The sequence below is a fragment of the Streptomyces sp. NBC_00726 genome (genome assembly GCF_045161735.1).
In the GTDB taxonomy this organism is placed as follows: domain Bacteria; phylum Actinomycetota; class Actinomycetes; order Streptomycetales; family Streptomycetaceae; genus Streptomyces.
Genome location: NZ_CP108983.1, coordinates 1,056,174 through 1,068,689, shown reverse-complemented (window position 1 = coordinate 1,068,689; position 12,516 = coordinate 1,056,174). Strand labels below are relative to the sequence as shown.

Sequence of the window (12,516 nt, the reverse complement as noted above, 5' to 3'; positions counted from 1 at the left end):
CCAGGCGCGTTCTGTCAGACTCGATGACGATCATCAACCGAAGGGCACGAGGAAACGATGCAACCGATCATCATCGTCCTGATCATTCTGGTGGTGCTCGTCTTCATCGCCCTGATCAAGACGATCCAGGTCATCCCGCAGGCCAGCGCCGCCATCGTGGAACGCTTCGGCCGGTACACCCGCACCCTCAACGCGGGCCTGAACATCGTCGTCCCGTTCATCGACTCGATCCGCAACCGGATCGACCTGCGCGAGCAGGTCGTGCCCTTCCCGCCGCAGCCCGTCATCACCCAGGACAACCTGGTCGTCAACATCGACACCGTCATCTACTACCAGGTGACCGACGCCCGGGCGGCGACGTACGAGGTCGCCAGCTACATCCAGGCCATCGAGCAGCTCACCGTCACCACCCTCCGCAACATCATCGGCGGCATGGACCTGGAGCGGACTCTCACCTCCCGCGAGGAGATCAACGCGGCGCTGCGCGGCGTCCTGGACGAGGCCACCGGCAAGTGGGGCATCCGCGTCAACCGCGTCGAGCTCAAGGCGATCGAGCCGCCCACCTCCATCCAGGACTCGATGGAGAAGCAGATGCGCGCCGACCGCGACAAGCGCGCCGCCATCCTCCAGGCCGAGGGCACCCGCCAGTCCGCGATCCTCACCGCCGAGGGCGAGAAGCAGTCCGCGATCCTGCGCGCCGAGGGTGAGGCCAAGGCCGCCGCCCTGCGCGCGGAGGGCGAGGCCCAGGCCATCCGTACGGTCTTCGAGTCGATCCACGCCGGCGACCCGGACCAGAAGCTCCTGTCGTACCAGTACCTCCAGATGCTGCCGAAGATCGCCGAGGGCGACGCCAACAAGCTCTGGATCGTGCCCAGCGAGATCGGCGACGCCCTCAAGGGCCTCAGCGGCGCCTTCGGCAACCTCGGCTCCGGCGCACCCGGCTTCAACACCGGCAAGGAACGGCGCGAGGAACCCCCGGTCGACTGACGTGTACACCCCCCGTGCATGATTCGGTGCACCAAGCACCGATCACGCACGGGGGATACGCCATGTCCATCTGGGAGATGCTCGCCGTCTTCGCCGCGGGGATCAGCGCCGGCACGATTAACACGATCGTCGGCTCCGGCACACTCATCACCTTCCCCGTCCTGCTCGCCACCGGGCTGCCCCCGGTCACCGCCACCGTCTCCAACGCGCTCGGCCTGATCCCCGGCTCCATCAGCGGCGCGATCGGCTACCGCAAGGAGCTCGAAGGACAGCGCTCCCGCGTCCTCAAGCTCACCGTGGGCGCCCTCATCGGCGGCCTCACCGGCGCCACCCTGCTCCTGGCCCTGCCCTCGACGGCCTTCGAGACCATCGTCCCGGTCCTGGTCGCCCTGGCCCTCGCCCTGGTCATCCTGCAACCGCGCATCAGCAAGGCTGTCCAGGAGCGGCGCGCCCGCACCGGGACACCCGCCCACCCCGACGGCGGCCCGCTGCTCTACATCGGCCTGACCCTCGCCAGCGTCTACGGCGGCTACTTCACGGCCGCCCAGGGGATCATCTACCTCTCCCTCATGGGCATGCTGGTGGACGACACCATCCAGCGCCTGAACGCCGTCAAGAACGTCCTCGCCGCCGTCGTCAACAGCATCGCCGCGCTGTTCTTCCTCTTCGTCGCCGACTTCGACTGGACCGCCGTGGTCCTGATCGCGGTGGGCTCCGCCATCGGCGGCCAGATCGGCGCCAAGGTCGGCCGCCGCCTCAGCCCCGCCCTGCTGCGCGCCCTCATCGTCACCGTCGGCACGGTCGCCATCGTCCAGCTGCTGCTCCGCTGAACGACCGGAGCCCGTCTCCCCCGGGGGAGACGGGCTCCGGCGACGTCATGAGGCGTACGGCGGCTACGCCGCGGACCGCGCCAGCCACTCCGGCAGCGCCGAGCGGTCACCCGCCCCCAGCGCCAGCAGCATCGCCTCCGCGGGGGAGGGCACGAAGGGCTTGCGCAGCAGCGGCATCCCGGCCTGCTCCGGCGTACGGTCCGCCTTGCGGTGGTTGTCCTCCGCGCAGGAGGCCACCGTGTTGAGCCAGGTGTCCTGCCCGCCCTGCGCCCTCGGCACCACATGGTCGACGGTGCTCGCCCGCTTCCCGCAGTACGCACACCGGTGCTGGTCCCGGACCAGGACGCCCCTTCTGGACCACGGGGCCTGTCTTCGGAACGGCACCCGTACATACCGGCAGAGCCGGATCACCCGGGGTACCGGGATGTCCACATCGGCGCCGCGCATCCGGAGGCCGGGGTGGGACTGCTCGACAACGGCCTTGTCCTGAAGGATCAGCACCACCGCGCGGTTCAGCGTCACCGTCGACAGCGGCTCGAAGCTCGCGTTCAGTACCAGCGTGTCCCGCATCCCGCCCACCTCCCGTGTGCCGGCCGCCCCCTGGCAGGCCCGGATCAACTCTGGCCCCGGCAAGCCGTGATGGACAACGCATTAAAAAATGCCCTGCCCTGATCTCTCCAAGACCAGGGCAGGGCAAACGGATGCGGACGATTTGGTGCTCAGGCGTTCTCGGCGGGCTCCGCGTACTCGGTGACGAGCTGGGCCCGGCCCAGGGTGTGGAACCGCAGGTTGAACCCGACGACCGCCGGCGATGCGTCGCCGTCGGGGCCCAGCTTCCCGGTGTCCACCGCGTACACGGTGAACACATAGCGGTGGTTCTCCCCGGCCGGCGGGGCGGCGCCGCCGAAGTCCTTGGTCCCGTAGTCGTTGCGCGCGTGCACGGCACCGGCGGGCAGTCCCTCGAACTTCCCGCCGCCCGCGCCGGCCGGCAGCTCCGTGACGGACGCGGGGATGTCGAAGAGCACCCAGTGCCAGAACCCGCTGCCCGTGGGCGCGTCGGGGTCGTAGCACGTCACGGCGAAGCTCTTCGTCTCCGCCGGGAAGCCCTCCCACCGCAGCTGCGGCGAGGTGTTCCCCGCCGCGTACACCTGCGCGTCGGGGAGCACGGCCCCGGCGGCGATGTCCTCGCTCACCACGGTGAACGAGGGAACCTCCGGATGGAAGTCGTGCGGCAGCGGCGCCCTCTTCGGCTCGGTCACGTCAGCACCTCTCGGTCGGCTCCGTCGGATGACGCCTTTGACCCTAGAACCAATTGCGCGAACCGCCGACCTGGGCCAGCCACTGGTTCAGATAAGCCGCCCAGTCGGTCTCGTGGAAGTTGTGCAGACCGACCTGGAAGGCGCGGTACGAGTCGCTGCCCTCGCTGAACAGACCCGCCTTCTTGTCCATCTCCAGGATGACGTCCATCTCGCGGTCGTCCGCGACGAATGACAGCTCCACCTGGTTCAGCCCCCGGTACTGCTGCGGCGGGTGGAACTCGATCTCCTGGTAGAACGGCAGCCGCTGCCGCGTGCCGCGGATGTGGCCGCGCTCCATGTCGGCGCTGCGGAAGCCGAAGCCCAGCTGGCCGAAGGCGTCGAGGATGGCCTCCTGGGCCGGCAGCGGGTGCACGTTGATCGGGTCGAGGTCGCCGGAGTCCAGCGCCCGCGCGATCTCCAGCTCGGTCGTCACCCCGATGTTCATGCCGTGCAGATGCTGGCCGGCGAACATGGTGATCGGCGTCTCCCAGGGGATCTCCAGGCCGAACGGCACCACATGCACAGCGCCCGCCTGCACCTGGAAGGCGCCGCCGACGCGCAGCTTGGTGAACTCGATGTCCTGCTTGTACTCCTGGTCCTGGCCCTCGACCTCGACCCGGGCCTGGAGCCCCACGGAGAGCCCCTCGATCTGCTGGTCCACGGAGCCGCCCTGGATCCGTACCTCGCCCTGGACGACCCCACCCGGAACGACGTTGACCTCGCTCAGTTCGGTTTCCACCGAGGCGCCGCCGGCACCCATGCTCGCGAGCAGCCGCTTGAAGCCCATGTTTCTCCTCCTAGGTCCTGACCCCTACATACGCGCGACGACCGTAGTCGGTTCCCAGTAACCTCGAACCTCGTGATCGATCACCCGGAACTTACGCCGCTGACGCGGGACTTCTTCGACCGCCCCGTACTGGAGGTGGCACCCGACCTCCTAGGCCGCACCCTGGTCCGCGGCACCCCGGAGGGTCCGATCATCCTGCGCCTCACGGAGGTGGAGGCGTACGCCGGTGAGATCGACCCGGGTTCGCACGCCTTCCGGGGCCGGACACGGCGGAACGAAGCGATGTACGGCCCGCCGGGCCACGCGTACGTCTACTTCACGTACGGCATGTGGCACTGCATGAATCTGGTGTGCGGCCCCGAGGGCAGGGCGAGCGGGGTGTTGTTGCGGGCCGGCGAGATCCTGGAGGGCGCCGAGCTGACGCGTAAACGTCGAGTTTCGGCCCGCAATGACAAGGAACTGGCCAAAGGCCCGGCGCGCCTCGCGACCGCTCTGGACATCGGCCGCGCACTGGACGGCACCGATGCCATCGCCCACGAGGGCGCCGAGCTCACCGTGCTCCACGGCACCCCGCCCACGCGTGACCAGGTGCGGAACGGTCCGCGGACCGGAGTGGGCGGGGACGGGGCGGTGCACCCCTGGCGGTTCTGGATCGACGGCGACCCCACGGTGAGCCCATACCGCGCCCATGCCCCGCGCCGCAGGTCAATTTGACTCGCCCGGACGGGGCCCCTAATGTTGTCCGAGTCGCTTGACACGGGTACAGCAGTTGGTTCGGTCCATCGGATCGTGAACCGCGCAGACCCGAAGCGGCCAACTACTACCTACGACTCACCCCAGAGGGTGCGAGTTTCGGCATGCCGGAATTCAATCCCACTGACTCGATTATGAGTAAACGGGAGAATCCGCTAAAGTAGTGGACACGCCGAAAGGCAAAAGAAAGCCCCGCTTCGACCGGGAAATTGGACACGAAAGAGTCTGATAGAGTCGGAAACGCAAGAACGAAGGGAAGCGCCCGGAGGAAAGCCCGAGAGGGTGAGTACAAAGGAAGCGTCCGTTCCTTGAGAACTCAACAGCGTGCCAAAAGTCAACGCCAGATATGTTGATACCCCGGCCTGCTTCGGCAGGTTGGAGGTTCCTTTGAAAGTCCTACACGGCCCTTCGGGTCCGGGTAGGCAAAACACAGCGAGGACGCAGTGGACAACAGGTCATATTCCGACCTTGTTGTTCCGCTCTCGTGATGTGTTCCCCGATTACGGGAAAACATTCACGGAGAGTTTGATCCTGGCTCAGGACGAACGCTGGCGGCGTGCTTAACACATGCAAGTCGAACGATGAAGCCCTTCGGGGTGGATTAGTGGCGAACGGGTGAGTAACACGTGGGCAATCTGCCCTTCACTCCGGGACAAGCCCTGGAAACGGGGTCTAATACCGGATAATACTTTCTCCCTCCTGGGAGAAGGTTGAAAGCTCCGGCGGTGAAGGATGAGCCCGCGGCCTATCAGCTAGTTGGTGGGGTAATGGCCTACCAAGGCGACGACGGGTAGCCGGCCTGAGAGGGCGACCGGCCACACTGGGACTGAGACACGGCCCAGACTCCTACGGGAGGCAGCAGTGGGGAATATTGCACAATGGGCGAAAGCCTGATGCAGCGACGCCGCGTGAGGGATGACGGCCTTCGGGTTGTAAACCTCTTTCAGCAGGGAAGAAGCGAAAGTGACGGTACCTGCAGAAGAAGCGCCGGCTAACTACGTGCCAGCAGCCGCGGTAATACGTAGGGCGCAAGCGTTGTCCGGAATTATTGGGCGTAAAGAGCTCGTAGGCGGCTTGTCACGTCGGTTGTGAAAGCCCGGGGCTTAACCCCGGGTCTGCAGTCGATACGGGCAGGCTAGAGTGTGGTAGGGGAGATCGGAATTCCTGGTGTAGCGGTGAAATGCGCAGATATCAGGAGGAACACCGGTGGCGAAGGCGGATCTCTGGGCCATTACTGACGCTGAGGAGCGAAAGCGTGGGGAGCGAACAGGATTAGATACCCTGGTAGTCCACGCCGTAAACGTTGGGAACTAGGTGTTGGCGACATTCCACGTCGTCGGTGCCGCAGCTAACGCATTAAGTTCCCCGCCTGGGGAGTACGGCCGCAAGGCTAAAACTCAAAGGAATTGACGGGGGCCCGCACAAGCAGCGGAGCATGTGGCTTAATTCGACGCAACGCGAAGAACCTTACCAAGGCTTGACATACACCGGAAAGCATCAGAGATGGTGCCCCCCTTGTGGTCGGTGTACAGGTGGTGCATGGCTGTCGTCAGCTCGTGTCGTGAGATGTTGGGTTAAGTCCCGCAACGAGCGCAACCCTTGTTCTGTGTTGCCAGCATGCCCTTCGGGGTGATGGGGACTCACAGGAGACTGCCGGGGTCAACTCGGAGGAAGGTGGGGACGACGTCAAGTCATCATGCCCCTTATGTCTTGGGCTGCACACGTGCTACAATGGCCGGTACAATGAGCTGCGATGCCGTGAGGCGGAGCGAATCTCAAAAAGCCGGTCTCAGTTCGGATTGGGGTCTGCAACTCGACCCCATGAAGTCGGAGTTGCTAGTAATCGCAGATCAGCATTGCTGCGGTGAATACGTTCCCGGGCCTTGTACACACCGCCCGTCACGTCACGAAAGTCGGTAACACCCGAAGCCGGTGGCCCAACCCCTTGTGGGAGGGAGCTGTCGAAGGTGGGACTGGCGATTGGGACGAAGTCGTAACAAGGTAGCCGTACCGGAAGGTGCGGCTGGATCACCTCCTTTCTAAGGAGCACTTCTTACCAAGCTTTGCTTGGTCAGAGGCCAGAACACCGGCGAGTGTCCGGTGCTGGTAGCTCATGGGTGGAACGTTGACTACTCGGCTCGGCACATTGTTTGTCACTAGTACTGCTTCGGCGTGGAACGTGTAGGAGCAATGGGTCGGGTCGGGCACGCTGTTGGGTATCTGAAGGTACGGCCGTGATGGTCGTTCTTCGGTTGCCGGCCCCAGTGAACTCGCCCGTGAGGGTGGGGTGGTGGGTGGCTGGTCGTTGTTTGAGAACTGCACAGTGGACGCGAGCATCTGTGGCCAAGTTTTTAAGGGCGCACGGTGGATGCCTTGGCACCAGGAACCGATGAAGGACGTGGGAGGCCACGATAGGCCCCGGGGAGCTGTCAACCGAGCTTTGATCCGGGGGTGTCCGAATGGGGAAACCCGGCAGTCGTCATGGGCTGTCACCCGCTGCTGAACACATAGGCAGTGTGGAGGGAACGAGGGGAAGTGAAACATCTCAGTACCCTCAGGAAGAGAAAACAACCGTGATTCCGGGAGTAGTGGCGAGCGAAACTGGATGAGGCCAAACCGTATGCGTGTGATACCCGGCAGGGGTTGCGTATGCGGGGTTGTGGGATCTCTCTTTCATGGTCTGCCGGCCGTGAGACGAGTCAGAAACCGTTGATGTAGGCGAAGGACATGCGAAAGGTCCGGCGTAGAGGGTAAGACCCCCGTAGCTGAAACATTGACGGCTCGTTTGAGAGACACCCAAGTAGCACGGGGCCCGAGAAATCCCGTGTGAATCTGGCGGGACCACCCGTTAAGCCTAAATATTCCCTGGTGACCGATAGCGGATAGTACCGTGAGGGAATGGTGAAAAGTACCGCGGGAGCGGAGTGAAATAGTACCTGAAACCGTGTGCCTACAAGCCGTGGGAGCGTCGCATGCAAGCTTGCTTGCATGTCGTGACTGCGTGCCTTTTGAAGAATGAGCCTGCGAGTTAGCGGTGTGTAGCGAGGTTAACCCGTGTGGGGAAGCCGTAGCGAAAGCGAGTCCGAATAGGGCGTTTGAGTTGCACGCTCTAGACCCGAAGCGGAGTGATCTAGCCATGGGCAGGTTGAAGCGGAGGTAAGACTTCGTGGAGGACCGAACCCACCAGGGTTGAAAACCTGGGGGATGACCTGTGGTTAGGGGTGAAAGGCCAATCAAACTCCGTGATAGCTGGTTCTCCCCGAAATGCATTTAGGTGCAGCGTCGTGTGTTTCTTGCCGGAGGTAGAGCACTGGATAGGCGATGGGCCCTACCGGGTTACTGACCTTAGCCAAACTCCGAATGCCGGTAAGTGAGAGCGCGGCAGTGAGACTGTGGGGGATAAGCTCCATGGTCGAGAGGGAAACAGCCCAGAGCATCGACTAAGGCCCCTAAGCGTACGCTAAGTGGGAAAGGATGTGGAGTCGCAGAGACAACCAGGAGGTTGGCTTAGAAGCAGCCACCCTTGAAAGAGTGCGTAATAGCTCACTGGTCAAGTGATTCCGCGCCGACAATGTAGCGGGGCTCAAGCGTACCGCCGAAGTCGTGTCATTCATACACATAGGGTTAACGCCTGTATGGATGGGTAGGGGAGCGTCGTGTGCCGGGTGAAGCAGCACCGGAAGGTAGTTGTGGACGGTTCACGAGTGAGAATGCAGGCATGAGTAGCGATACACACGTGAGAAACGTGTGCGCCGATTGACTAAGGGTTCCTGGGTCAAGCTGATCTGCCCAGGGTAAGTCGGGACCTAAGGCGAGGCCGACAGGCGTAGTCGATGGACAACCGGTTGATATTCCGGTACCCGCTTTGAAACGCCCAGTACTGAGCCCATTAATGCTAAGTCCGTGAAGCCGGCCTGATCTCTTCGGAGTTGAGGGTAGTGGTGGAGCCGATGAACCAAGGTGGTAGTAGGTAAGCGATGGGGTGACGCAGGAAGGTAGTCCAGCCCGGGCGGTGGTTGTCCCGGGGTAAGGGTGTAGGCCGTGTGGTAGGTAAATCCGTCACACGTTAAGGCTGAGACCTGATGCCGAGCCGATTGTGGTGAAGTGGATGATCCTATGCTGTCGAGAAAAGCCTCTAGCGAGTTTCATGGCGGCCCGTACCCTAAACCGACTCAGGTGGTCAGGTAGAGAATACCGAGGCGTTCGGGTGAACTATGGTTAAGGAACTCGGCAAAATGCCCCCGTAACTTCGGGAGAAGGGGGCCATCTTTGGTGATCCGATTTACTCGGTGAGCTGGGGGTGGCCGCAGAGACCAGCGAGAAGCGACTGTTTACTAAAAACACAGGTCCGTGCGAAGCCGTAAGGCGATGTATACGGACTGACGCCTGCCCGGTGCTGGAACGTTAAGGGGACCGGTTAGCTGCTCTTCGGGGTGGCGAAGCTGAGAACTTAAGCGCCAGTAAACGGCGGTGGTAACTATAACCATCCTAAGGTAGCGAAATTCCTTGTCGGGTAAGTTCCGACCTGCACGAATGGCGTAACGACTTCTCGACTGTCTCAACCATAGGCCCGGTGAAATTGCACTACGAGTAAAGATGCTCGTTTCGCGCAGCAGGACGGAAAGACCCCGGGACCTTTACTATAGTTTGATATTGGTGTTCGGTTCGGCTTGTGTAGGATAGGTGGGAGACTTTGAAGCGGCCACGCCAGTGGTTGTGGAGTCGTCGTTGAAATACCACTCTGGTCGTGCTGGATGTCTAACCTGGGTCCGTGATCCGGATCAGGGACAGTGTCTGATGGGTAGTTTAACTGGGGCGGTTGCCTCCTAAAGGGTAACGGAGGCGCCCAAAGGTTCCCTCAGCCTGGTTGGCAATCAGGTGTTGAGTGTAAGTGCACAAGGGAGCTTGACTGTGAGACCGACGGGTCGAGCAGGGACGAAAGTCGGGACTAGTGATCCGGCAGTGGCTTGTGGAAGCGCTGTCGCTCAACGGATAAAAGGTACCCCGGGGATAACAGGCTGATCTTCCCCAAGAGTCCATATCGACGGGATGGTTTGGCACCTCGATGTCGGCTCGTCGCATCCTGGGGCTGGAGTCGGTCCCAAGGGTTGGGCTGTTCGCCCATTAAAGCGGTACGCGAGCTGGGTTTAGAACGTCGTGAGACAGTTCGGTCCCTATCCGCTGTGCGCGTAGGAATATTGAGAAGGGCTGTCCCTAGTACGAGAGGACCGGGACGGACGAACCTCTGGTGTGCCAGTTGTTCTGCCAAGGGCATGGCTGGTTGGCTACGTTCGGAAAGGATAACCGCTGAAAGCATCTAAGCGGGAAGCCTGCTTCGAGATGAGTATTCCCACCCTCTTGAGGGGTTAAGGCTCCCAGTAGACGACTGGGTTGATAGGCCAGATGTGGAAGCCTGGTAACGGGTGGAGCTGACTGGTACTAATAGGCCGAGGGCTTGTCCTCAGTTGCTCGCGTCCACTGTGTTGTTCCCAGGCCACGAATAGTCGTGCTGGTTGAACAGCGTCATTCATTAAATTGAAAAGTGTGCTTGTTCGCTAAGTGCCGATACTCCGCCTTGTTGGGGAGTGGCCGATAGTGTTTCGGTGGTCATTGCGTTAGGGAAACGCCCGGTTACATTCCGAACCCGGAAGCTAAGCCTTTCAGCGCCGATGGTACTGCAGGGGGGACCCTGTGGGAGAGTAGGACGCCGCCGAACAATTTTTGAAGGACCCTTGGTCCCAGCGTTCAGCGCTGGGACCAAGGGTCCTTTTTGTTTTGCCCGAAGCGCGTCGGGTGTCCGGCTGCGCAAGAATGTCTGTAGTACCCCGATGACAGGAGCTCCACCCATGTCCACCAACTCTCCCGACGATCGTTCGGAGCGCGAGCCGCGTCGCCGGGACGGAGGTGACCGGGGCGGCTTCGGCGGCGGCCGCGACGACCGTTCGCGCGGTCCGCGCCGGGACGACCGCCCCTCCGGGGGCGGGTTCCGACGCGACGACCGTGACCGCGACCGGGATCGTGGACCGCGCCGTGACGACCGTCCCTCCGGCGGTGGGTTCCGCCGTGATGACCGCCCGTCCGGTGGTGGCTTCCGTCGTGACGACCGGGGTGGCGGCTACGACAACCGTGGCGGCGGGTTCCGCCGCGACGACCGTGCCCCGCGTCGTGACGATGACCGTGGTGGCCGGCCGGGTGGTTATGACCGTCGCGATGACCGTCGCGATGACCGCCGGGACGACCGCCGGGACGACCGTCGTGATGACCGCCGGGACGACCGTCGTGATGACCGGCCTCGTGGTCCCCGTCGGGACGACGACAACCGTGGCGGCGGCTTCCGTCGCGATGACCGCCCGTCCGGTGGTGGCTTCCGTCGTGACGACCGTGCCCCCCGCCGTGACGACGACCGTGGCGGGTTCCGCCGTGACGACCGGGGCGGCAACTCCGGTGGTGGGTTCCGCCGTGACGACCGTGACAACCGCAGTGGTGGCTTCCGTCGCGATGACCGTGACCCGCGTCGTGATGACGACCGTGGTGGCCGGCCGGGTGGTTTCGACCGCCGGGACGACCGTCGTGATGACCGGCCTCGTGGCCCCCGTCGGGACGACGACAACCGTGGCGGCGGCTTCCGTCGCGATGACCGCCCGTCCGGCGGCGGGTTCCGCCGGGACGACCGGGGTGGCGGCTATGACAACCGTGGCGGCGGGTTCCGTCGCGACGACCGTGCCCCCCGGCGCGACGACGACCGTGGCGGCTTCCGCCGTGACGACCGGGACCGCGACCGGGACCGTGGCCCCCGGCGCGACGACGACCGCGGCGGCCGTTCCGGCGGCTACGGCTACGACCGGCGTGACGACCGCCGCGATGACCGCCCCCGTGGCCCCCGGCGCGACGACAGCCGTCCGTCCGGCGGCGGGTTCCGTCGTGACGACCGGGACCGGGATCGCGACCGCGGCCCCCGGCGCGACGACAACCGGGGCGGTGGCTACCGCGGTCAGCGGGACGACCGTGACCGGGGCGGTTACCGCGGCCGCGACGACCGCGGCGGCCGGCAGGGCGGTTACGAGCGCCGGGACGACCGCGACCGTGACCGCGAGCCCATCAAGCGGCTGCCCATCCCGGACGACGTCACCGGTCACGAGATCGACCAGGACGTGCGCCAGGAGCTGCTGAGCCTGCCCAAGACGCTGGCCGAGGACGTTGCGCGGAACCTCGTCATGGTGGCCCGGCTCATCGACGAGGACCCCGAGCAGGCGTACGCGTACGCGCGCATCGCCCTCCGGCTCGCCTCCCGTGTCGCAGCCGTCCGCGAGGCCGCCGGTTTCGCCGCCTACGCGACCCAGAAGTACGCGGAGGCTCTGGCGGAGTTCCGGGCGGCCCGGCGGATGACCGGGTCCGTGGAGCTGTGGCCGGTCATGGCCGACTGCGAGCGCGGTCTCGGCCGGCCCGAGAAGGCCATGGCGATGGCCGGTGAGCCCGAGGTGCAGAAGCTGGACAAGGCCGGTCAGGTCGAGATGCGTCTCGTGGCCGCCGGCGCCCGGCGGGACATGGGGCAGCTCGACGCCGCCATCGTCACCCTTCAGAGCCCCGAGCTCGCCTCCAACGCCGTGCACCCGTGGACCCCGCGCCTGCGCTACGCGTACGCGGACGCGCTGCTCGAAGCGGGCCGCGAGGACGAGGCGCGCGAGTGGTTCGGCAAGGCGCTGGAGGCCGACAAGGACGGCGCCACCGACGCGTCCGACCGCCTCGCCGAGCTGGACGGCGTCGAGTTCGTGGACGCCCTGGACGACGACGAGGCCGAGCCCGTCGCCGCCGAGGCGGACCGGGACGACGCCGACGAGGACGGCGAGTCCCCGGCGTAACG

8 protein-coding genes and 3 rRNA genes are annotated in these 12,516 nt (G+C 64.3%); 8 read left to right on the top strand and 3 right to left on the bottom strand.

Going from position 1 to position 12,516, the window contains the following annotated elements; genetic code table 11:
- Positions 1-57: 57 nt before the first annotated feature.
- Together OG338_RS04730 and OG338_RS04725 are read left to right on the top strand one after the other, a co-directional pair.
- Positions 58-987 carry an SPFH domain-containing protein gene (locus OG338_RS04730; RefSeq protein WP_018104741.1) on the top strand — a complete coding sequence of 310 codons (930 nt, stop codon included), beginning with the start codon at positions 58-60 and terminating at the stop codon, positions 985-987.
- 62 nt (positions 988-1,049) lie between these two features.
- Positions 1,050-1,817 (top strand): sulfite exporter TauE/SafE family protein, encoded by a 768-nt coding sequence (locus OG338_RS04725; protein WP_405936110.1) that lies wholly within the window; start codon positions 1,050-1,052, stop codon positions 1,815-1,817.
- Positions 1,818-1,880: 63 nt separating this feature from the next.
- On the opposite strand, the gene OG338_RS04720 is transcribed toward OG338_RS04725, so the two are convergent.
- The 3 genes from OG338_RS04720 to OG338_RS04710 form a co-directional block, all read right to left on the bottom strand.
- Positions 1,881-2,387 carry an HNH endonuclease gene (locus tag OG338_RS04720; RefSeq protein WP_073968443.1) on the bottom strand — a complete coding sequence of 169 codons (507 nt, stop codon included), beginning with the start codon at positions 2,385-2,387 and terminating at the stop codon, positions 1,881-1,883.
- Between the two features lie 149 nt (positions 2,388-2,536).
- Positions 2,537-3,076, bottom strand: coding sequence for a YbhB/YbcL family Raf kinase inhibitor-like protein (locus OG338_RS04715; protein WP_405936109.1), 540 nt, complete (start codon positions 3,074-3,076; stop codon positions 2,537-2,539).
- A gap of 43 nt (positions 3,077-3,119) precedes the next feature.
- Positions 3,120-3,902 (bottom strand): sporulation protein, encoded by a 783-nt coding sequence (locus OG338_RS04710; RefSeq protein ID WP_405936108.1) that lies wholly within the window; start codon positions 3,900-3,902, stop codon positions 3,120-3,122.
- Positions 3,903-3,974: 72 nt separating this feature from the next.
- Here OG338_RS04710 and OG338_RS04705 point away from each other — a divergent pair, with 72 nt between their 5' ends.
- From OG338_RS04705 to OG338_RS04680, 6 genes are all read left to right on the top strand, one after another.
- Positions 3,975-4,616 (top strand): DNA-3-methyladenine glycosylase, encoded by a 642-nt coding sequence (locus tag OG338_RS04705; RefSeq protein WP_405936107.1) that lies wholly within the window; start codon positions 3,975-3,977, stop codon positions 4,614-4,616.
- 552 nt (positions 4,617-5,168) lie between these two features.
- Positions 5,169-6,694, top strand: a 16S ribosomal RNA gene (locus OG338_RS04700).
- A 302-nt stretch (positions 6,695-6,996) separates the two neighbouring features.
- Positions 6,997-10,118 (top strand): 23S ribosomal RNA (locus OG338_RS04695).
- A 136-nt stretch (positions 10,119-10,254) separates the two neighbouring features.
- A 5S ribosomal RNA gene (rrf, locus tag OG338_RS04690) occupies positions 10,255-10,371 on the top strand.
- The 16S, 23S and 5S rRNA genes sit together here, the layout of an rRNA operon.
- 380 nt (positions 10,372-10,751) lie before the next feature.
- On the top strand, positions 10,752-11,825 hold the full coding sequence (locus OG338_RS04685) for a hypothetical protein (RefSeq protein WP_405940564.1): 1,074 nt from the start codon (positions 10,752-10,754) through the stop codon (positions 11,823-11,825).
- Positions 11,762-12,514 (top strand): tetratricopeptide repeat protein, encoded by a 753-nt coding sequence (locus OG338_RS04680; RefSeq protein ID WP_405940318.1) that lies wholly within the window; start codon positions 11,762-11,764, stop codon positions 12,512-12,514. Before OG338_RS04685 ends, OG338_RS04680 begins: the two co-directional genes overlap by 64 nt.
- Positions 12,515-12,516: the final 2 nt, after the last annotated feature.